17 protein-coding genes are annotated in these 21,066 nt (G+C 73.4%); 8 read left to right on the top strand and 9 right to left on the bottom strand.

Annotated features, from left to right (window positions below):
• Positions 1-103 precede the first annotated feature (103 nt).
• The 4 genes from MXD95_RS16485 to MXD95_RS16470 all read right to left on the bottom strand — a co-directional run bounded on the left by MXD95_RS16485 (position 104) and on the right by MXD95_RS16470 (position 6,136).
• On the bottom strand, positions 104-784 hold the full coding sequence (locus MXD95_RS16485; RefSeq protein WP_250641523.1) for a response regulator: 681 nt from the start codon (positions 782-784) through the stop codon (positions 104-106).
• Positions 785-1,075: 291 nt separating this feature from the next.
• Positions 1,076-2,455 (bottom strand): aminotransferase class V-fold PLP-dependent enzyme, encoded by a 1,380-nt coding sequence (locus MXD95_RS16480; RefSeq protein WP_250641522.1) that lies wholly within the window; start codon positions 2,453-2,455, stop codon positions 1,076-1,078.
• A 14-nt stretch (positions 2,456-2,469) separates the two neighbouring features.
• Positions 2,470-3,753, bottom strand: coding sequence for an L-2-hydroxyglutarate dehydrogenase (lhgD, locus tag MXD95_RS16475; protein ID WP_250641521.1), 1,284 nt, complete (start codon positions 3,751-3,753; stop codon positions 2,470-2,472).
• 481 nt (positions 3,754-4,234) lie between these two features.
• A complete protein-coding gene (locus MXD95_RS16470; protein ID WP_250641520.1) occupies positions 4,235-6,136 on the bottom strand; it encodes a glycoside hydrolase family 15 protein in 1,902 nt (633 codons plus the stop codon).
• A gap of 333 nt (positions 6,137-6,469) precedes the next feature.
• Between MXD95_RS16470 and MXD95_RS16465 the strand changes: the two genes are divergently transcribed.
• Positions 6,470-6,868: a hypothetical protein gene (locus tag MXD95_RS16465; RefSeq protein WP_250641519.1), complete on the top strand. Its 399-nt coding sequence runs from the start codon at positions 6,470-6,472 to the stop codon at positions 6,866-6,868.
• Here MXD95_RS16465 and MXD95_RS16460 read toward each other — a convergent pair.
• On the bottom strand, positions 6,843-7,418 hold the full coding sequence (locus MXD95_RS16460) for a PGPGW domain-containing protein (protein ID WP_250641518.1): 576 nt from the start codon (positions 7,416-7,418) through the stop codon (positions 6,843-6,845). The genes MXD95_RS16465 and MXD95_RS16460 overlap by 26 nt on opposite strands.
• A 579-nt stretch (positions 7,419-7,997) precedes the next feature.
• Here MXD95_RS16460 and MXD95_RS16455 point away from each other — a divergent pair.
• The 3 genes from MXD95_RS16455 to fabI all read left to right on the top strand — a co-directional run bounded on the left by MXD95_RS16455 (position 7,998) and on the right by fabI (position 10,645).
• Positions 7,998-8,480: a cation:proton antiporter regulatory subunit gene (locus tag MXD95_RS16455; protein WP_250641530.1), complete on the top strand. Its 483-nt coding sequence runs from the start codon at positions 7,998-8,000 to the stop codon at positions 8,478-8,480.
• Positions 8,481-8,499: 19 nt separating this feature from the next.
• Positions 8,500-9,684 carry a cation:proton antiporter gene (locus MXD95_RS16450; RefSeq protein WP_250641517.1) on the top strand — a complete coding sequence of 395 codons (1,185 nt, stop codon included), beginning with the start codon at positions 8,500-8,502 and terminating at the stop codon, positions 9,682-9,684.
• A 187-nt stretch (positions 9,685-9,871) separates the two neighbouring features.
• Positions 9,872-10,645 (top strand): enoyl-ACP reductase FabI, encoded by a 774-nt coding sequence (fabI, locus tag MXD95_RS16445; protein WP_250641516.1) that lies wholly within the window; start codon positions 9,872-9,874, stop codon positions 10,643-10,645.
• 121 nt (positions 10,646-10,766) lie between these two features.
• Here the strand turns inward: fabI and MXD95_RS16440 are convergent, their stop codons facing one another.
• The gene (locus MXD95_RS16440) at positions 10,767-13,913 is read right to left on the bottom strand and encodes a thiamine pyrophosphate-dependent enzyme (RefSeq protein ID WP_250641515.1); all 3,147 of its coding nucleotides are present in this window, start codon (positions 13,911-13,913) and stop codon (positions 10,767-10,769) included.
• A 451-nt stretch (positions 13,914-14,364) separates the two neighbouring features.
• Between MXD95_RS16440 and fabG the strand changes: the two genes are divergently transcribed.
• The 4 genes from fabG (at position 14,365) to MXD95_RS16420 (ending at position 17,349) form a co-directional block, all read left to right on the top strand.
• The gene (gene fabG / locus MXD95_RS16435) at positions 14,365-15,081 is read left to right on the top strand and encodes a 3-oxoacyl-ACP reductase FabG (protein WP_250641514.1); all 717 of its coding nucleotides are present in this window, start codon (positions 14,365-14,367) and stop codon (positions 15,079-15,081) included.
• 156 nt (positions 15,082-15,237) lie between these two features.
• Positions 15,238-15,543, top strand: coding sequence for a hypothetical protein (locus MXD95_RS16430; protein WP_250641513.1), 306 nt, complete (start codon positions 15,238-15,240; stop codon positions 15,541-15,543).
• Positions 15,544-15,638: 95 nt separating this feature from the next.
• Positions 15,639-16,817, top strand: a complete 1,179-nt coding sequence (locus tag MXD95_RS16425; RefSeq protein WP_250641529.1) for a ferrochelatase — start codon at positions 15,639-15,641, stop codon at positions 16,815-16,817.
• A gap of 16 nt (positions 16,818-16,833) precedes the next feature.
• Positions 16,834-17,349 carry an Rv2134c family protein gene (locus MXD95_RS16420; protein WP_250641512.1) on the top strand — a complete coding sequence of 172 codons (516 nt, stop codon included), beginning with the start codon at positions 16,834-16,836 and terminating at the stop codon, positions 17,347-17,349.
• Positions 17,350-17,417: 68 nt separating this feature from the next.
• On the opposite strand, the gene MXD95_RS16415 is transcribed toward MXD95_RS16420, so the two are convergent.
• The 3 genes from MXD95_RS16415 to MXD95_RS16405 are packed head-to-tail and all read right to left on the bottom strand — an operon-like array spanning position 17,418 to position 20,701.
• A complete protein-coding gene (locus tag MXD95_RS16415) occupies positions 17,418-18,212 on the bottom strand; it encodes an Rv1486c family protein (RefSeq protein ID WP_250641528.1) in 795 nt (264 codons plus the stop codon).
• A 29-nt stretch (positions 18,213-18,241) separates the two neighbouring features.
• A complete protein-coding gene (locus MXD95_RS16410) occupies positions 18,242-19,249 on the bottom strand; it encodes an SGNH/GDSL hydrolase family protein (RefSeq protein ID WP_250641511.1) in 1,008 nt (335 codons plus the stop codon).
• A gap of 9 nt (positions 19,250-19,258) precedes the next feature.
• Positions 19,259-20,701, bottom strand: coding sequence for a glycosyltransferase (locus MXD95_RS16405; protein ID WP_308301510.1), 1,443 nt, complete (start codon positions 20,699-20,701; stop codon positions 19,259-19,261).
• Positions 20,702-21,066 lie beyond the last annotated feature (365 nt).

The following is a 21,066-nucleotide window of genomic DNA, read 5'->3' as shown; positions in this document are numbered from 1 at the left end:
GCGTATCGAGCACGGGGACGCGGTATGCGCCCGGCGGTGGGCGCTGGCATGGGGGTGCCGGCGCCCGCCAGGTATTTGGGGCGGTGCCAGTCCCCGGCCGGTGTCAGTCGGTGCCCTCGTCCTCCTGGTCGAGGTGGCCGTCCTCGATCGCACGCTTGCGCAGGTCAATCTTGGTTCCGGCGTCGCGGCCGACCCGACGGTACTTCTGTCGGACCCGGTCGATGTACTGCTTGGCGGTCTCCGGGGAGACCTCCATCCGGCGCGCGACGGTCTTGAGCGGCATGCCCGTCGCGTACAGGCGCAGGGTCTCGACCTCCTTGGGGGACAGCGTCGGGCGGTCCGGCGAGTCGTCGGTGAGCAGCAGGAACGCAAGCTGTGGAGAGACCCAGCCACTGCCCGAGGCGGCCGCCCGGATCGCGGTGGCCAGGCCCTCGACGTCATCGGTCTTCGGCACGTAGCCGCAGGCTCCTGCCAGCATGGCACCACGGACGGTGGCCGCGGTGGCCGCGGCACTGAACACGACGACGGCGCGCTCGCCCGCCTGCAGCCGGCGGATATTGTCCGGCGGCTTCGTCCCGTCGCCCAGGTCGAGGTCGAGCAGGATCACCTGGGCCCGCGCGCCGGGGCCGCCGAGCAGGCCGTCGATCGAGGAGGCGGTGTCAATCAGGGTGAAGTCCGCGACGCTGTGCAGCAGATCCGCGAGTCCGCGCAACACGATCGGATGATCGTCCACCGCGGCAACGGTGATGGTGTCAGCAACTACCGTGCTGTCCTGAGCGCTCATGCTGGTCCAGTCGGTTCTCCCGGACGAGCGACCGGGACGGGTAGGCCCGCCACGGCCGTTCGGGCGTCTGTGCCCGCAGGGGGTGGGGAACGTGGGGGGCGCTCCCGCGACGCGTGGACGGTCGGGGCCCCACCCGCGCGACGACCACCATTTCAGCAGATCCCTGACGGGCCGCACGTGTCGGTTCCGATTCGCGCAACCAGTTTGAAACACGACCCGGCTCTTCCTGTTACCTGAGCTGCCCGGTCAGCTCTCCCGGGACCAGCCGACGCGCCCCGGGGGCGGTCACGGTCATCGAGGGAGGCGGGCGAGGGCGTCGGCGAGTCGGTCGAGGTCAGCCGGGTCGTTGTAGACGTGGGCGCTGGCCCGCAGCAGCGGTCCGAACAGATCGCGGGCGCGGGCCGCGGGGATGGCGCTGGTGAGGATCCGATGCTCGCGGTACAGATGGTCGCGGACGGCAAACGGGTCGACGCCCGGCGGCGGCTGCAGCGTGATGATGCCGCTCGGCGTGTCGACCGGCTCACGCACTCGGAAGCCCCCGGCGCCGTCCAGCACTCTGCGCCCGTGTGCGCCGAGCGCCGCGATCCGCGCGAACACCCGAGGCGACCCGGCCTCGACCAGCTCGCCCAGAGCCTGAGCGAGGCCGATGCGGGCGACGACCGAGGCCTCCCCGACGCTGACCCGGGCGGCGCCGGGCAGGGGCCTGGGCAGGCGCGGGAACTGGGCCTGCGGGGAAGGCTGGGCCTGCGCGGAGGGCTGGGTCCGAAGGGCCGCGGGCGGTGGGTCGTCATCGGCGCGGGCCGCGCTGTAAAGGCTGGGCACGCCGACGCCGAGCCGCTGCGCCACACCCTCCCGCAGCGCGAGGAAGGCGGCTCCGCGCGGCCCGCGCAGCCACTTGCGGGACGTCCCGACGTACGCGTCGGCCCCGATCCCGGCTGTGTCGACCTGCCCGGCCGACTGGGCGACGTCGACGATCAGCCCGACCCCGGCGTCCGCGCAACGCCGGCCGAGCTCCGCGGCCGGCTGGACGACGCCCCGCTGACTGGGAACGTGCGGGAAGACCAGGAGGTCGAGGCTTTCCAGCCCGCCGCCCGCGCCAGGGTCGGATCGGTGGGGGCCATGGTCGACCAGGCCCGCACGGTCCAGGCCGTCGAGGTCGACGAGGCCGTACTCGTCCACGGGCAGGTCGAGCAGCACGCACCCCATCCGGGCGGCCGACGACTCCAGGACCAGACGGTTGGCGCCGTATTCGCTTCGCACCACGCCGATGCGCGCGCCGGGCCGCAGCGGCCACGCGGCGAGCAGCGTGGCGAAGGCGCCGCTGGCGCTGTGGTGGAAGACCACGTCCTCGGTCCGCAGGCCCGGGCCGAGCAGATCGGCGAGGATGCCGCGGGCCGTGCGCAGGATCCCGGCGGCCTGCTGCTCGGCGGCGTATGCCCCGAGCACCGTCTCCGCCCGCAGGAACATGGCCTGCGCGTCCAACGTCGCCTGGCTGGACCGGGCCGCCCCGGCCGCATCGAGATGGATCACCCCACCGCTCGGCGGCCCACCCGGCGACACCTCTCGGGACGGCGCCTCTGGGGGCACAGCCGAGTCGGATGGTGGCGGGCTGGACGGAGCGGCGCCGAAGGGAACCGGAGTGGGAAGGTCGTCGCCGGGGGTGTTGGTCATCGCGGGGCGGCCGCTCAGTTCGCGTGGTCCGGGACGACCTTGGCGACGATGTGCTCGGCGATCGCCAGCGACGCGGTGGCACCGGGCGACGGGGCGTTGCGCACGTGGACGACCCGGCCGGTGTGGGCGAGGACGAAGTCGTCGACGAGACTGCCGTCGCGGGCCACCGCCTGGGCCCGCACCCCGGCCGGGCCGCGCACGACGTCGGTGGGGCGCAGCTCCGGGACGTACCGGCGAGCCTCGGCGACGAACGCCCGCTTGCTGACCGTGTGCATGATCTCTTTCGCGCCGGTCTTCCAGTGCGTGCGCGCCATCCTGTGGAATCCCGGCCAGGCCAGGGTCCGGCGCAGGTCGGTGGTGACCAGGGTGCCGACGGTGTAGCCCTCGCGGGCGGTGGCGAGCACCGCGTTCGGACCGACGAGCACCTCCCCATCGATGCGCTTCGTCAGATGGATGCCCAGGAACGGGTAGCGCGGGTCCGGCACTGGGTAGATCAGGCCGCGTACCAGGTCACGGCGCTCCGGGCGCAGCAGCCAGTAGTCGCCGCGAAACGGGACGATCTGCGGGGACGGATCCTCCCCGGTGAGGGTCGCGACCAGGTCGGACTGCAGGCCCGCGCAGGTGAGGAGCAGGTCGAACGGGCCGACCCGCTCGGTGACCTGTGACACCCGTCCGCCGTCGTGCCCAGCCGTCTGCCGGGTTCCGTTCGGCCGCGCCCGCGCCACGGCGCGCACGGTGATGGTGAGGTGCACGCCGTCGGGCCGCTCGTCCACACCGACGATCTCGGCGCCGGTGCGCACCGCGCCGCCCGCGGCCTCGATCTCGGTGCGCAGCGCCCGGGCGACTCCGACGTAGTCGACGATGGCGGTGGTGGGGGAGTGCAGCGCGGCGACGCCGCGCGCGTGCGGCTCGATCGCACGTAGCTCGGTGGCGTCCAGCATCCGGGTGTCCGGCACACCGTTGGCCTTCGCCCGCCGCTCGATCTCGGCGAGGCGTTCGAGCTCGCTGTCGTCGACGGCTACGACAACCTTGCCGCACTCGTCGTAGCGGATGTCGTGCGCGCGGGCGAACTCGCGCAGCAGGCCGACGCCGCGCCGGCACAGCGTCGCCTTCAGCGAGCCGGGGACGTAGTACAGCCCGGCGTGCACGACGCCGCTGTTGCGTCCGGTCTGATGGCGGGCGACGTCCGGCTCCTTCTCGAACACGGTGACCGTGGCGTCCGGCTCGACCTGCCCGAGCCGCCGGGCCACCGCCAGCCCGAGAATCCCGCCACCGATCACCGCGATGCGCCGTGCCACACCCGCCCCCTTTGACCCATCGTCGCGCCTGCCGCCGAACCCGGCCGCGCCGCCGCGCCGACGCTACCGGACGGTGAGCCGACGGCGGGCGGACGGTGGTCCCGGGCAGACGGTCGTCCCGGGCGGGGGCTGGTCCCGGGCGGAGGGTGGTCCCGGCGGAGTCTGGTCCCGGGCGGACGGTACGTCCGGACGCACGGGCGCCGACGTCCTGCCCGAGCGCTACGCGGCGCAGTCGGCCGCCGAGCAAGATCCGGCTACACAGGTCGTCGTGGGGGGCAAATCGGACACGAACCCGCCCACGGCGACCTGTTTGGATCTTGCCCCTCCCCGGCGCCGGTTTCGTCGTCACGCAAGGTGATTCCGGCCGTCACGTGGGGCGGGCCGGTCGCCGGGCGGGGTGGGCGGGGGGCCGCGCCGGCGGGGCGAGCCGACCCGCCCGGCGTGCCGTCAGCCGGTGAAGGCCGTCAGTCGGTGAGGGTGGTCAGCCGAAGAAGTGGCCGGGCGGGTGGGCGCGGTCGGTCCGCGAACGGGGTACGCCGCGCAGGGCGTCGGTGAGGGTGCGCGCGGTGTTGACCAGGGGCACGTGGCTGAACGCCTGCGGGAAGTTGCCCGTCATCCGGCCCAGGCGCGGGTCGTACTCCTCGGCGAGCAGCCCCACGTCGTTGCGCAGCGAGAGCAGCCGCTCGAACAGCTCCTGGGCCTCCTCCACCCGGCCGGACAGCGCGTAGTTGTCGGCCAGCCAGAAGGTACAGGCGAGGAACGCGCCCTCACCGGCGGGCAGGCCGTCGACCGCGCCGTCCTCGGCGGTCGGGTAGCGCAGGACGAACCCGTCCTCCATCAGCTCGCGCTCGATCGCGGCGACCGTGCCGACGACCCGCCGGTCGGTCGCCGGCAGGAAGCCGACCAGCGGCATGTAGAGCAGCGCCGCGTCCAGCTCGCGCGAGCCGTAGAACTGGGTGAACGTGCCGCGGTCGGCGTCGAAGCCACGGGCGCAGACCTCGGTGTGGATCTCGTCGCGCAGCGCCGACCAGCGGTCCACCGGGCCCGGGAGTCCCGACTCGACGATGCCGCGCACCGCCCGGTCGGCGGCGACCCACGCCATCACCTTGGAGTGCACGAAGTGCCGGCGCGGGCCGCGGACCTCCCAGATGCCCTCGTCGGTCTTGCGCCATCCGGTCTCGAGGAAGTCCATCAGCTTGGTCTGCAGCGGCCATGAGTCGTCGCCGTGGGCGGGGGAGCCGTGCACGCCGGCCAGATTCTGCCCGTCCGGCAGCACCAGCCCGCCGACCGACGGGCGCCGCCCGGCGACGGCGACCCGGGCGACGTGCAGCGCGTCGAGGACCTCGCCGTAGACGTCCAGCTGGAACTGGTCGACGGCGGCGTTGCCTACCCGCACCGGGGCGGACTGTTCGTAGCCGGGTAGCCAGGGCACCTCGTACTCCGGCAGTCGGCGTTCGCCGGCCACCCCGTACATGATCTGCACCCGGGACGGGTCGCCGGCGACCGCGCGCAGCAGCCACTCCCGCCAGGCGGTCGCCTCGCTGGTGAACCCGGCGTCGAGCAGGGCGAGCAGGGTGATGGTGGCATCGCGCAGCCAGCAGTAACGGTAGTCCCAGTTGCGCACCCCGCCGATGTGCTCGGGCAGCGAGGTGGTGACCGCGGCGACGATGCCGCCGGTGGGAGCGTAGGTCAGCGCCTTCAGGGTGATCAGCGAGCGGCGCACCGCCGGCTGCCATTGCCCGTCATAGGTGCAGCCGGCCATCCAGTCCGACCACCACGCCTCGGTCAGCGTGATCATCCGGCGGACGTCCTGGACCGGCGGGGTGCTCTGGTGCGACGGTGTCCAGGTCAGCGAGAACGGGACGGACTGGCCGGCGGCCACGCCGAACTCGGCGTAGGTCGCCATGTCGTGCCCCTCCATCGGGGCGGTGGTGCGCAGCGTGATGGCGTCGGGCCCGGCGACCGCGGCCATCGTGTGCTCGTCCACCCGGCGTACCCACGGGACGATCGAGCCGTAGTCGAAGCGGAAACGGGTCTCCGAACGCATCCGCACCGAGCCCTCGAGGCACTCCACCAGACGCAGCACCGTGTGGCTGCCGGCATGCGGGAACATCGCGTCGACGATGCGCACCGTGCCGGACGCGGTGGTCATGTCCGTCTCCAGTACCAGGGTGTCACCGCGGTAGCGGCGGCTCACCCCGAGCACCGGCTCGACCGGCGCGATCTGCCAGTGGCCGTGGTCGGGATCGCCGAGCAGCGCGGCGAAGCAGGACGGCGAGTCGAACCGGGGCAGGCAGAGCCAGTCGATCGAACCCGTCCGCGACACCAGCGCCGCGGAGTGGGTGTCGCCTATCAGCGCGTAGTCCTCGATCAGGGATGGCACGGCCGGTTCCTCGCTCCCGTGGGCATGGTCTCGATGTGGTGCGATGGTGATCGGTGATGGGTGCTGTGAGCGGCGGACCGGGTCACCGGCCGGGCGCCCGGATCCGGCGGTCGGCCGGGCGGAGCCTGTTGGTGGGGCCGTCGCGTGGGCGGTGCGCCACCGGTCAACGCGGGGACCGGGTCGTCGGGTCCCGCGTGGCGGAGGTCGCTGTGCCACACAAAGGCGTTCACCATACGGACTGCGTGGGACGACTACGTTGGGGGTCTGGATTTCGGGGTGGTCCACCCGTCACCCGGACCAGATTTCCTTCCCCCATGTGACAGGAATCACAACGTGGCAGTCTCGTCGCCCACCGCCATCTCCCGCGCGTGGCTGTACGTCTCCGACCCTCGGCGCCGCACCGTGGCGGTGGCCATCACCCTCGCCGCCATCGGCCTGGTCGTGTTCGGGGTGTACGCGTCGGTGAGCGGCCCGCCTCCGCTGCAGGAGGCGGTCGTGTACTTCAGGCCGGAGGCGACCCAGGCGCAGAAGGACGCCGCGCGCACCGCCTGCCCGACGGTCGGCAAGGCCATCCAGGAACCACCGGACCGCAACAACCTCGTGTCCAGCCGGGTCTATCCGCTGCGTTACAACGTCAGCGAGGCCTCGACCGAGGACCGTGCCGCCGTCTACGCGTGCATCTACCGTCAGCCCGGCGTCAACGGCATCAACCAGGAGACCCAGGGGCAGTGACGCGCCCCTCGTCCCCTTCTTCTTCCTTCTCCTGGGCTGGCCGGCCCCTTCCGGTGTGCCGCTCCTCGTCCTGGTCGCGGTCCCGTTCGCGGTGCTCAGCCTGCTCGCGGCGCTCGATCAGCTCGGCCGGGGTGGGCTGGCCGCGTCGGCGAGCCTGGCGGGCCTGCTCCATGCTGACGATCATCGTGCTGAGCACGACGAGGCCGCTGAAGATGATGCTGCCGCCGCTCCACGGCGACGACGCCGGCAGGGCGTCGTCGACGATCCACAGGATGCCCGCGGCGACCATCGCGACGCCGAAAAAGATCGTGAACATCGAATACAGGGGCCGGGCGGCGGCCTGATCGGCGAGGTCGGCGGCCTTCTGCCGGGCCCGTTCGAACCGCTCGCGGGCCCAGTCGTACTCCAGACTCAACACGAAGAATCCGAGCGCGACGACGAGGAACCCCGGTCCGGGCAGGACGAGCATCGCGATCCCGATGCCGAGGATGGCCACCCCCAGCACGGTCAGGACGATCCGGCGCAGCAGCCGAGCGCTTCCGGAAAACACCTCGTGCGGCTCCCCTGTCGGTTCGGATCGTGCCTGTCGGATCATGGCCGGTTGGCGGTCGGGCCCTGCCGATGGAGTACCGCGGGGCCCTGCCTACTGAGTACCAACGTCGCGCTGTGCGCAATCGTGGCACCGTCCTCGGTCTCGGCATCGTGACCTGGCCCGCTTCGCCGCCGCCGGGCTTGGCCGGCACCCGCGGCGGGCAGGGCTGCGGACAGGGCCGGGCCGAGTTCCGGGCCGGGCCGAGTTCCGGGCGGGCCGAGTTCCGGGCAGAGCGGGTCCTGGGAGTTGGCCGGATCCTCGTGGCGGCCACGGGCGACGCGTTGGGCGTGGGCGGCGCTGAAAGTCCGATTCGCGAACGAACCTCGTCCGTCACTCGTTGGCTAGGGTCACAACGGCGACAGCCGGGCGACGCCCGCGCTCACGTCGGGCCGCTGTTCGACGGGCACCTGTCCGTGTCGGCACCGGTCCGCGCTGGGTGGTGAGCGCGGATGTCGGTGAGCGCGGCCCGCGATTGGCGCGGGCGGCGGGTAGGGCTTCCCACGGCGGACGTGGGCGAGGATGTGCGGAGAGAGCGCAGTGGACATCGAGGAGACGCCGCTGCCCGGCATCGGGCTGCGTCACGACTTCCAGACCCGTGGCGGACGGCGCGTCGGAGTGGTGTCCCATCACCACGGCCGGCGTGAAATCGTCCTTTACGACGCGGAGGACAGCGACGCCGTAGGTGAGTGTGTCACCCTGACAGCAGAGGAGAGTGACGTCCTGTCCGAACTGCTCGGTGCTCCGCACTTCGTGGAGAAACTCGCGAACATCAGCAAGGTGTTCGCCGGGCTGGTCGGCGAACAGATCACGATCACCGCCGGCTCCCCGTACGCCGGCCGACCCCTCGGCGACACCCAGGCCCGCACCCGCACCGGCGCGTCGATCGTCGCGGTCGTGCGGGACCACGTGGTGCACGCCTCGCCCCGGCCTGACTTCCGGTTCGAGGCAGGGGACATCGTCGTGGTCGTCGGGACGCCGGAGAACACCGCCTCCGTCGCGACGTTGCTCCGAACCGGTTGACGACGGAAGGCCGCCGCGCGTGCATTCGACCACGACGACCTTCCTCGAACTCGGGAGCGTGCTGTTCTCCCTGGGCATCCTCGGGCATCTGGCCCTGCGGCTCGGCATCTCGCCGATCCCGCTCTACCTGCTCGGCGGGCTGGCCGTCGGCCACGGCGGACTGATCTCGCTCGGCGCGAGCCAGGAGTTCATCGAGATCGGCGCCGAGATCGGCGTCGTGCTCCTGTTGCTCACTCTCGGCCTGGAGTACACCGCCAGCGAACTGACGTCCGGGCTGCGCCAGGCCGCTCCCGCCGGAGTGCTGGATCTGGTTCTCAACGCCGCACCCGGTGTCATCGCCGGTCTTGTCCTCGGCTGGGGGCCGACCGCCGCCGTCGTGCTGGGCGGGGTCACCGCGATCTCGTCGTCGGGCATCATCGCGAAGGTCCTCGGTGACCTGGGCCGACTCGGTAACCGGGAGACCCCGGTCGTCCTGTCGGTGCTGGTGCTCGAGGACCTGGCGATGGCCGTCTACCTCCCGGTGCTCGCCGCGCTGCTGGCCCACCAGACGTTCGCCCGCGGCTCACTGACCGTCGCCATCGCCCTCGGTCTGCTCGCCGCTGTGCTCTACCTGGCGTTGCGGCACAGCGACAAGGTGACCCGCCTGGTGTTCGACCCGAAGGCCGACCGCAACGACGAGATCCTGCTGCTGCGGGTGCTGGGCCTCGCGCTGCTGGTCGCCGGACTCGCACAGAAGATGCAGGTCTCCACCGCGGTCGGGGCATTCCTCGTCGGCATCGCCCTGTCCGGCCCGGTCGCCGAGGGGGCGGCGGAGGTGCTCAGCCCGCTGCGCGACCTGTTCGCCGCGGTCTTCTTCGTCTTCTTCGGGATGCAGACCGAGCCCGCGCGGATCCCCTCGGCGCTGCTCGCCGGCTCGTTGCTGGCCATCGCCGGGATCGCGACAAAGATGATCACGGGCTGGTGGGCGGCGCGGCGCGCCGGCATCGGCACCATGGGCCGTTTCCGTGCCGGCGCCGCCCTCGTCGCCCGCGGCGAGTTCTCGATCGTGATCGCCGGCCTCGCGGTCGCCGCCGGTCTTGAGCCGAAACTCGGCCCGCTGGCCGCCTGCTATGTGCTGCTCATGGCCGTCTTCGGCCCGCTGGCCGCCCGGTTCGTCGAACCGGTCACCCGTGCCATCCGAAAACGCCTGCCCTCCCGGGCCTGACGATCCCGCGTCGACCCGGCCGCCCCCGCGGGGCAGTGCGGCTCACCCGCCATCCCTCCCCGTAATCGACGGGTTACGGCCGGGCTCACGCCGACCCCTTGCGGTTCCGTATCCGTAGGCCCCGGCGACGAACCTCCCGAGGTGGGGGCTGCCCGCAAGGCGGGCGATGTTTGGCAGGATGCGGCCCATGAGCGGACTTCTCGAAGGTAAACGCATCCTCGTCACCGGCGTCCTCACCGAGGCGTCGATCGCCTTCAGCGTCGCCCGCATCGCCCAGGAACAGGGCGCCCGGGTGGTTCTCTCCGGCTTCGGACGTGGCCTCTCCCTGACCCGACGTATCGCCCGCCGCCTGCCCGCCGAGGCCCCGGTGGTGGAGCTGGACGTCACCGACGAGGAACAGCTCGCCGGCCTCGCCGAGCGGGTGCTCGAGCATGTCGACGGCCTGGACGGCGTGCTGCACGCGATCGGCTTCGCCCCCGAGTCGGTGCTCGGCGGCAAGCCGTTCGTCGAGGCGCCCTGGTCCGAGGTCGGCACCGCGCTGCAGGTGTCGACCTGGTCGCTGGCCTCCCTGACCCGGGCGACGCTGCCGCTGTTCGGCGAGCGGGCCTCGGTCGTCGGCCTCGACTTCGACGCCTCGGTCGCCTGGCCGTCGTACGACTGGATGGGCGTCGCCAAGGCCGGACTGGCCTCCGCCGCCCGCTACCTGGCGCGCGATCTTGGGCCGCGGGGCGTCCGGGTGAACCTCGTCGCCGCGGGCCCGCTGCGCACCATGGCGGCCAAGAGCATCCCCGGGTTCAGCAAGTTCGAGGACGTCTGGGACAGCCGCGCACCCCTGGGTTGGCGGGTCGAGGACACGACTCCGGCCGCCCAGGCCTGCGTCGCCCTGCTCTCGGACTGGTTCCCAGCAACGACCGGCGAGACCATCCACGTCGACGGCGGCGTCCACGCGGTCGGCGTCTGACCACTGCTCGGTTCCCCGGCTCCCCGGCTCCCCGGTTCCCCGGCAGCCTCGGCCTCCCGCCGCCCCGGCCATGTGATGGGGGTGGTGCGTCAGCGACGGGGCCGCCGGCCGCAACCGTGGCTCAGGACCTGGTGGTCTCGTCGAGGAGGTCCAGGGCGGCACCGATGATCGTCTCGAGGGGGACGGGGGCGTCGCCGGGGCCGGGCGGGTCGGTGCCCGGCGCCGGCGCGGCGGAGCCGAGGGCGGAGATCGGGTCGCCATGGACACCGGCGAGGAAGGCGAGCGCCCGCGGGTCACCGTCGACGACGGTGACCATCGGCGTGCGGCGGTCGGCCGGGAAGATCTCGGCCAGGAGTGCGTCGGAGCCGTCCGCGAGGCCGCGCCGGGCCTGCAGGGCGGCGAACAGTGCGTTGGGTGATGTGAGGCAGACCACGCTGACATCCTGGCGCAGGCCCGCGCGCAGCCGTACCGCGGCCGCGAGAACCTCCGGCATGACCGGGCCGATGCCGACCAGAGTGAGCACCGCGCCCGGTCCGCCCTCGTGCAGTCGGTACCCGCCGGCGAGGGCCAGCAGACGGCGATGATGTTGGGCGGCCGGGTCCGCGGGGAGCGCGGCGAGGCGCTGGTCGACCAGCCGGGCCGAGAGGCGGATCAGACTTGAGCCACCGCCAGGTCGCGCCAGGGCGCCGAGTCCAGCAAGCAGGCACCAGACGAGATCCTGGGCGAACGCTGGCGTCCAGACCGCGGCCACGGCGGCGGGTACGCCCTCGCCGCCGCCATACGCCACCGCGCGCGACGCCGGGTCGATGCCGGTGTCGGCGACGGCGAGCATGCTTCGGGCGTCCCCGCTGGCGGCGGCGAGCCAGCTCGGCAGCACCTGCCCCGCGGCCACCTCGTCGGCGACTCCGACCGGCAGCAGCGGCAGGCCCTGACGGCTCCAGGCCACCCCGAGCGACGCGAGCACCCCGCCGAACGCCGAGGCGGAGAGCCCCCCGGCCACATGACGCCCGGCGGTCCACCGTTCGCCGCTGTCCTGTTCGCCGGAGCTCCGCGCGCCGCCGTCCCGCGCGCCTGCCGATGAAGGCGAGGAGGCGGCGGCCGCAGGGAGGCTACGGATGGTCGGATCGGCGGGTGGCTGTGGTGCGGCGGCGGTCAGCCAGCCGGCCAGCACCGGATCGGCCGACCGGGTGCTGATCGTGACAACGGCCGCGGCGACTCGCGGCGCGAGGTCGGGAAGATCGCGCAGGAGCTGCCCGAAGGCGTCCTGGGTGGAGGTCCACTCAGGCGGGGGGCGCAGGGGATGCGCGGGCACCGGTGCGGCCTCGCGGGGCTCGGTCGGCGCCCGGTCCAGATAGCTGCCGACATGCCTGGCGAGGCGCAGCGCCCCGGGTGTCCACGGGACCGGCGCCGGTGTGGGACCTGCGGTCCGACCGGCCGGCTCCACCGCTACGTCGATCTCGGGCACGTCGACCTCGGGCACGAGGTCGCGGTCGGAGCGCGTGGTGGACGCGTCGTCGTCCGGGGTGAGCTCGTCACCGGTGTAGGCGAACAGGACGGTGGGACGGTCGGCGGCCACCTCGTCGAAGGCGTCGATGAGCAGGGGGATGTCGTGGCCACCAAGGTCACGCAGGCAGGCGAGGATCTCCTCGTCCGTCAGGGTGTCGAGCAGGCGGCTGATGCCGGCTCCGGCCGCACCGGGGCCGGCCAGCTGACGGCGCAGCTCGGTGCCTCGGGCGCGCAGCAGCTCCCGATACCGCGCCGGGGTGAACTGGTCGAGCCGAGCCATCAGCGCCGCTCCGCCAGGTGCCCGCGACAGCGCGCTGAGCCGCCGACCGTGACGCACGGTGAGTACCTGCCAGCCGGCCGCCTCGAACATCCGCGCGGCTCGCCGTGGTCCGCCGATCCCCCCCGGCCCAGCGGCGCCGCCGAGACTCCCAGCATCACGGGGATCTTCAACACCGCCGGTGCCCGTCCATCCGCTGGTCGCGCCGGCGCCGCCGGGCCACCCATCCGCCAGACCGGAGCCGGAGACCAGGACCACCCAGAACAACTCGCCGAGATGAGCGATCCGCTCGTCAGCGATCGTCTCCCAGACGGCCGGATCCCGCAGCTCGGCGAAGTCGATCAGGCAGATCTGCCGACCCCGCGGAGTCAGGTCGAAGCGACTGCCGGCGAAGCGATGGGCAAGCGCAGCCCAGACCGTTCCACTGGGCCCGACATTGCCGGTGGCGAGCCGACGCGGCGGTCGCCCCTGACGATGGACGTCCGTCCGTGCCGGGTCGGCATCCCGCGTCGGTGACGGTGCCGGACGCCGGGATGCCGGCGCCCCCGCGGCTCCCGCGACATCCGCGGCTTCCGCGAGACCTGCGAGACCTGCGACACCTGCGGCGGTTCCTGCGGCTCCGGGCTCGACGAGGATCGCGGGTCCGTATTCGACTGGGTCCGCGGGTACGGCCGCATGCCCAGACTGGTGCGAATGTGACGGCGTTCGTCCCTCTCCCGTCGCACCGGTCAACTGCCCTGCCCTGCCCGGTGGCTCCTGTGCCTGTTCGAGCGCTTCGTGCACGGCGAACAGCAGCGGCGCCGTGTGCGGGGTGACGCTGACCCGATCCTCGGCACGCAGCGCGTCGAACCACAGCACGGTGGCGACGCTGGAGGCGGCCGCCGCCGCGGCCCGGTCACGATGGGCATCCGCCGCCGAGCGCCGGCCGGCGCGGACACCGGCTTCGATGAGGGTGGCGGCGCGATGACGCAGTCGCCCGTCCAGGGCGGCCAGCGCGGCCAGGTCGAGAATCCCGTCCGGCGGACCCGGAATGGGCGCCAGCACCGCGGGCCCGGCCCGGTCCGGCGCGGCCCGGCGCGGCGTGGCCTGGTCCGGCGTGGCCTGGTCATGCGTGTCCCGGTCCGGCGCGGCTTGGGGCAGCGTGTCCCGGTCCGGCGCGGGTTGGGACAGCGCGGCCTGGTCCGGCGCGGCGCGGTCCGGCGCGGCGTGATGGTGGGGCGTCCCGTTCGAGCTCGCCGGGCCGGCTCCGGGGGACTCGGAGGCAGCGTGGGTGAGGAAGGCATCCCGGGGAGTGGCCGCCGGTGTCACCATGCCGTTCTCCGCTGTGTTGTCGTCCTGGTCCGGGTGGTGGCGTTCTGTGCGCCGATGCGGCGCCCCGGTGGGAGCAGGACCGGTGGTGGGGTCGGGGTCCGGGGCGATGATCAGCTCTGGGCGCTGCGGGTGGGCCTGCGACGACTCGAACGCTCGGACCTCCGGTCTGCGCATGTTCGTCCTTCGTCCCACGGCGCCGCCCTTCCCATATCCGGACGTGCGAGGCGGTCCGGAGGTTGCTCCGCCGGCCGCGTCGGCGGGGTCCCGTCCCGCCCGTCCCACCACCACCGCGGCGACCTGGACATCCCTGGCGTCCTTGGCGTTCCGGGCGTCCTTGGCGTTCCGCTCCGCCGTCGTGAACCATCTGGGCCTGTCGGGAACCGACGGCAGCATCCGCTGTGGGGTGGTCCACACCATTTCAGCATCCGTGGAGTGGCGCCTCATCGCCGGCCGGACCTCGCCGCGCCCCGGGATGGCACACCGCTGCGGCCTTGGTGCTCCAAGTGATGGATCCTCGCGGAAAGCGTCCGCCCGGTCGCCTTCGGAGGCGCGGTCGTCTTCGGGGGTTCATGGGTGGGCGTGGATGGTCCGAGCACGGCCGGTTGGGCGGTTACCATCTCCGGTCATGGTCGAAAACGAGGGTCGCGTCGCTCTGGTAACGGGCGGTAACCGTGGGATCGGCGCAGCCTGCGCCGCCGCGCTCGCCGCCGCCGGTGAGCGGGTCGCCGTGGCCAGCCGGGGTGGTTCGGCGCCAGAGGGCATGCTTGGTGTCACGATGGACGTCGCGGACGCCGACAGTGTCGACAAGGCGTTCGGCAAGGTTGAGGCGGAGCTTGGCCCGGTGGAGATCGTGGTCTCGAACGCCGGCATCGTCCGCGACACGTTGCTCGCGACGATGAGCGAGGATGCCTTCCGTGACGTGGTCGACACGAATCTGATCGGCGCGTACCGGGTCTCCAAGCGCGCCGCGCGGCCGATGATGCGCCTGCGTCGTGGTCGGCTGATCTTCATCTCGTCTGTCGTCGCCTCGGTCGGCGGGCCGGGGCAGTCCAACTACGCGGCCTCCAAGGCCGGACTCATCGGTTTCGCGCGTTCGCTCGCCCGGGAGCTCGCCCCCCGCAACATCACCGCCAACGTCATCACGCCCGGGCCGATCCGCACCGACATGACCGACGCGCTTTCCGACGCCCAGCGCGAGGCGCTGACCGCGGCGGTTCCCGGTGGGCGGATGGGCGAACCGCAGGATGTCGCGGCGCTCGTCGCCTTCCTCGCCTCGCCCGGCGCCGCCTACATCAACGGCGCGGTGATCCCGGTGGACGGCGGCCTGAGCATGGGCCACTGACGGGCCGTACGACACCCGTCCGGGCCGTCGACATGCCCGGACGAGTGCCCTGCCGCCCGCATGCGGGCCGTCGACATCGCGTGGACGGGTGCGTTGTCGCGAGGACCGATATCGTGGATGCCGCAGGCCCGGCGCAGCCACGAGGAAGTGGGTCCGATGAGCGTGATTCGGGTGGAACCGCGCGGTGGCCGTGATTTCGACGTGACGGTCGCGGAGGAGACGTCGCCCGGGGTGGCGGGGCTGTCGTTCACCTACCAGGTACACGCCGACGACGCCGTGCTCGCGGCGACCGGCACCGCCGCGGACGACGAGCCGGCGCTGCTGGCGCTCGTCCGGGCCTCGTTCGAGTACCTGCTGGTCCGGGAGCCCGCAGGATCCATCCTGCCCTCGTTTGACCTGTCCACGATCGGCCGGTACTTCCCGACCTACCTGGCCGACATCGCCGATCGCGCGCCGCGATGACTCCGCGGGTGACCGGCGCGGACGGGCCGTCCTCAAGCGGCGGTTGCCCGACCGGCGCCGGGCGGCATGGTGGTGCCGGGCGGCCAGGTGGACGGGTGCTGGCCGGGCAGTTCGATGCTCTGCTGGTGGTCTCCTTCGGCGGTCCCGAGCGGCCGGCGGACGTCTGGCCGTTCCTGCGGAACGTGACCGCGGGTCGGGACGTGCCCGAGGCACGTCTGGCCGTCGTCGCCGACCAGTACCGGATGCTCGGCGGCCGCAGCCCGCTCAACGACCAGAACCGGGCCTTGGCCGCGGCGTTGCGCGAGCAGCTGCCGGGGCTGCCGGTCTACTGGGGAAACCGCAACTGGACGCCGTATCTCGCCGACACGGTCGCCGAGATGGCCGCTGCCGGGGTGCGCCGCGCCGCCTGCTTCGTGACCTCGGCGTTCCCGTCGTACTCAGGGTGTCGGCAGTACCGAGAGGATCTCGCCGGGGCGCTTGCGAGCCTGCCGGCGGGCGTGCGGGCACCGGAGCTCGTCCCCTTGCGGCTCTTCTTCGACCATCCGGGGTTCATCGAGCCGATGGTCGACCACAGCGTCGCCGCGATCGCGGCACTTCCGGCGAAGGCCGCCGCCGACGCGCATCTGCTGTTCACCGCCCACTCGTTGCCGCTGTCCCAGGCGCGTGCCAGTGGCCCGCATGGCCATGCCTACCCGCGTCAGCTGCGTGCGGTGGCCGAGCTCGTCGCCGCGGGGGTCGAGCGGCGTACCGGGGTGGGTCATCCGGTCGAGGTCGTCTACTGCAGCCGCAGTGGCCCGCCGTCGGTGCCCTGGCTCGAGCCGGACGTCGGCGACCGGCTCGAGGAGCTCGCCGGGCAGGGCGCGGCCGGCGCCGTGATGGTGCCGCTCGGATTTGTCAGCGACCACATGGAGGTCGTCCACGATCTGGATGTCGTTGCGACCGGACGGGCCCGCGAGCGGGGGCTCGCGGTCACAAGGGCGAGTACGGTGGGCACCGACCGGCGGTTCGTCGCCATGGTGGGCGAGCTGCTGGCGGAACGAAGCGACGTGCGCCTGCCGCAGCGCGCACTGAGCGCAGCCGGCCCGTGGCCGGATGTGTGCCCGGCGGGCTGCTGCCAGCCGCTGACCCGCTCCTCCTCGGCAATGGGCGGGGGTGAACTGGTTGGTCAGGTCCCGCAACGGGCGATACTTGTGGCTGACGATGCTATGAGTCCGGGTCGTCCGGCCAGCTCCACCCGGCCAGTGCGCACCGGGCGACGACAGGGACGACGGTAACGGAGCGATCGGAGATATGCAGCGCTACGTGTTCGAATCCCCGGATCGGTTCGTCGTCGGAACCGTGGGACAGCCCGGTGACCGCAATTTCTTTCTCCAGGCCGCCGGTCGAGGTCAGGTCGTCACGGTGGGCCTCGAGAAGACGGAGGTCACGGCGCTCGCCGAGGGGCTGAACACGCTGCTGGGCCAGGTCGGGCAGACCCAGGGCATCGCCCTGCCCGCGGCCGCCGACATCGAGATCGACCTCGCTCCGCTCGACGCGCCCTTCCAGGAGGACTTCCACCTCGGCCAGCTCACCGTCTCCTGGGACGGCCACCGCGTGTTCGTCGAGGCCGCGGGCCTGTCCCCAGGCGAAGCACGGCCGCCCGCGAGCGAGGATGAGCTCGACTCGCTGCGGGTCGGCCTGTCGATCCGCCAGGCCCGCGCCTTCATCGAACGGGCCCGCACGATCGTCGCCGCCGGCCGCCCACCCTGCGTCCTGTGCGGCCGCCCCGACGATCCCGGCGGCCACTTCTGCCCCCGCCTGAACTGACGCACTCCGCGTCGCCCGCGGTCCATGTCGCCTGCGGTCCATGTCGCCCGCGGTCCCCACGACGGCGCTCAGCGCGGCGGGCGCACCGCGGCGTAGGAGGGGTCGAAGGCCTCGTAGGCGGCCTCGTAGGCGCGGCGCACGGCGGCGGACAGGGAGCGCAGCGCGGCCGAGCGCCCAGAGATCTCACTGGCGGTGACGGCGGCTCCGTCGTCGCGGGCGGCCAGGTCGAGCAGCGAGGAGAGCCGTTCGGCGCGGGCGAGCAGCGCATGGGCGCCGGGGGGGTGGCCAGGGCCCAGGCCCGGTCCGGGCTCGACCTCGACGCGGTCGCGCAGCAGCGCGAGAACCTCGGGCCGCGCGCTGGCGATGTCCAGGTGCACCAGCGCCGCCGTCGTCGTGCGGATCGCGTCGCTCAGCTCGTGCTCCGCGGCACGTAGCCCGGCGCCCGGTGGTGGTGTCCGGGCGGCGGGCAGCACCCGCCAGTGCACCGACTCCAGCCGGCCCTCCAGGGCGGGGCCGTGCACCACCACGGAGGGGACGAGCGCCAGCGGCGGGTTCGATCCGATGACGAGGACCGCCTCGCCGGCGGTGATCGCATCCCGGTTCACCTCGGGCGGGCCGGGCAGGCCGGCGACGTCACCCGGCGCGGGCAGGACGAGCCGCAGCCGCTCGGCGCCGGCCGCACGCAGCGCGCCGAGGCCCAGGACGAGCGGCTCGTCGCCGACGGTGTGCGGGGCCGCCTGGCCGCCGAGCGCGCAGTGCACCTGGGTGATCACGTCGTCCAGCCCGACCAGCCCGGCGAGCCACGCGTTGCCCCATCCGGTGAGAACGCCGGACCGGGGCGAGGCTGACAGGGCGGGAAGCACAGGCACTACGGTAGGCAATCGATGGGCCTTCAGGCGCGCCGAGGGTCACTCCGCGCCAGAATTTCGCGCCGCATGACCGACCAAAGCGGTGTTTGCCGCCTTCTTGGCGTCTGTCTCCGTAGAAGTTTCAGCGCCTGCGCGACCGGGGCAGGCTCCTCCTCGGCTGGGGCGTGGAGTGGCGGTTCGTGCGGTGCCGGCGTGTGCGCTGGCGGCCGGTGCTCGGCGGGAAGGCAGCGGCCCACCAACCACGGCATCCCAACCCGCACAAGCCAATAGGCGTGCCGGACCGCACCCGGTGCGGTGATGTCGGCAGCCCCGGTGGTCCCGGCCTCCAGGGGGGCCAAGGCCGCGAACCGGCTCGGCCCTCCGGTCGCTCCGGTCGCCCGCGTCCCGCCGAGGAGTACCCCGGACTGGGCGAGCCGCTGGGCGAACGCCTGGGCGATGAGCTGGTGCCCATACGGGCCGGGGTGGACCCGGTCGACGTCGAAACTGGACCGTCGGCGCACTGCCGGGTGATGGCCAAGATCGACGACGAGCACGCCGGTGTCATGCCGGGCGGCGGCGTACACCGCCGCGTTGAGCTGCCCGACCCGGTCGGCGAGCAGCCGGGCCAGCGGTGCCGGCAGGCGCAGCAGCCGCCCCGGGTCGGGCATCGTCGCCGTCAGGACCGTCACACCCTCGACGCGCAGCCGGCTGACTGTCCAGATCAGGTCCTGGCGCAGCCGCAACGGGTCGAAGGCGGGCTTGAGGATGTCGTTCATGCCGGCGACGACGGTGGCCAGCTGCGGGCTGAGGGCGAGCGCGGCGGGAAGCTGGCGCAGCCGCACGTCCCGCGCGGTGGCTCCGGTGGTGGCGAGGTTCGTGTAGTCCACGGCGCCGGACGCGCCGAGCAGATCGGCGAACCGGGCGGCGAAGCCGCGGGTGGGAGCCGGGGCGGCACCCCGATGCTCCCGGCCCATCGTCACCCCGTCCCCGAGCCCGACGGTGATGCTGTCGCCCAGCGCGACAAACCGCGCCGCTGTCGTCCTGGGGGTCATCGGTCGCTCTCAGGCTGCCAGCGGTGGCGCTGGCGGGGCTGGCGGGGCTGGCGGCGCCGGCGGGACAGGTGGCGCGGTCGGCGTGGTTGATGTGGTTGACGTGGTCGGGGCAGGCGGTGGTGCGCCGGGAGCTCCGGCGTCGACGGTGGCGGCTCCGAGGCCGGTCTCGCCGTGGCAGGCCAGGAATCCGGCGACCGTCGCGGCCCAGGTGAACCGTTCCGCCCGTGCACGCGCCGCGTCCCGACGGGCCGCGCCGAAGGACACCCGGCCCGTGTCGACGGGCACGACCGCGCCGGTTCCCGCATCCAGGCGCACGCCGCTGGCGGCCCGCCGGCTGGCGGGCGGGCGCGGGTCCACGCCTGGATGCGGGCTGGCGGATGGGCGTGGCTCCACAGCGCGATGGTGGCAGGCAGGAGCGGCGCGCGGGTCGGTGGTGGCGAGCAGGGCGGTGACGGCGTCGGCGAAGGTGAAGCCGCTGCCGGCGGCGACCAGTCCCACACCGGGCGCCACCAGTTCCGCGACGGCGCTGGCATGGTGGGCCACGATCGGCGTGCCGCTGGCGAGAGCCTCGAGCGCGGCCAGCCCGAACGTCTCCACGGGGCCGGGCGCAAGAGCGACGTCGGCGCTGGCCAGCAGGCCGGCCAGCCGGGCGCGGTCGGCGACGAAGCCGAGGAAGGTCACCGGCAGGCCGGCGGCGCGGCGTTCCAGCCGGGTGCGGGCCGAGCCCTCCCCGGCGATGACCAGGCGTACCGGGACCCTGCGGCGTACCAGTTCGGCGACCGTGTCGAGGGCGAGGTCGACCCGCTTCTCCGGGGACAGCCGGCTCGCGACCACCAGCAGTGCCTCCTGGTCGCGGGCGAACGCCCGCCGTAGCGTCTGGTCGCGCCGGTCGGGATGAAAAGCGTCCAGCTCGACGCCGAGCGGGATGTGGCGCAGGTTCGGCGCGCCGATGCGGACGAACTCGGCCGCCGCCCACACCGTTGTCGTCACCACGGCGTCGAAACCCCCGGCGAGCGCCGCGTTCGCCCGGTCCGCCGCGCTCGCCGTCGGCAGGAGGCCGCGCAGCGAGCGTGGCGTCCAGGTGCCCAGGAGCCGGTCGAGCCGCTCGTGACTGACGACCAGCGAGGGCACCCCGTTGCGGCGCGCCCACCGGCCGAGCCCGGCCAGTGTCGTCCGGTCGTGCACCTCGAGGCGGTCGGGGGCCTGTGCGTCGAGCAGCGCCGCCACCCGCCATGGCTGGCTGATCACCCGGTAGCCGGTGGAACCCAGCCGTGGTGCCCGGACCCGAATCACCCGCGCGTGCGGATGCTCCTCGACGCCGTCCTCGTTCCCAGGCAGGATCTGCACGACCTCATGCCCGGCCGCGGTGTATCCCGCGGCGAGCTCACGCAGCGTCGTCCGGATGCCGCCGGATGCGGGCGAGACGAAGTTCGCTGCCTGCACGATCCGCACGCCGACCACCCCTTTCCCTCATCACGCCCGGCCCAGCCCGGACGGGTCCCGTCCGCCTGGCGCGGCCCACGTGCCTGCTCTGTCGACGCCTGTGCGGCGCCGTCCGTCGGTCGCTGGGCGCTCGCCCGCCGGCCCGCTCAGCGCAGGACGTCGCGGTAGTGGCCGAGCAGCTCGTCGCCGATCGCGCTCCACCCGCAGCCGGCGACCGACTCCCGGGCCGCGAGTGCCATCGCGGCCCGCCGCCCGGGATCCTGGGCGAGGGGCGCCCCCGGGCGGGGGGGCGCCCCCGGGTTGACCCGGGGGGTGTGGAGAACCGTGGGGGCGTTGTCGAACTACTACAACACGCCCCCCCCCCCGCGCGCCAC

It is taken from the genome of Frankia sp. AiPa1 (assembly GCF_023243075.1).
GTDB lineage: Bacteria > Actinomycetota > Actinomycetes > Frankiales > Frankiaceae > Frankia.
This window is presented reverse-complemented; position numbering and strand designations above follow the sequence as displayed.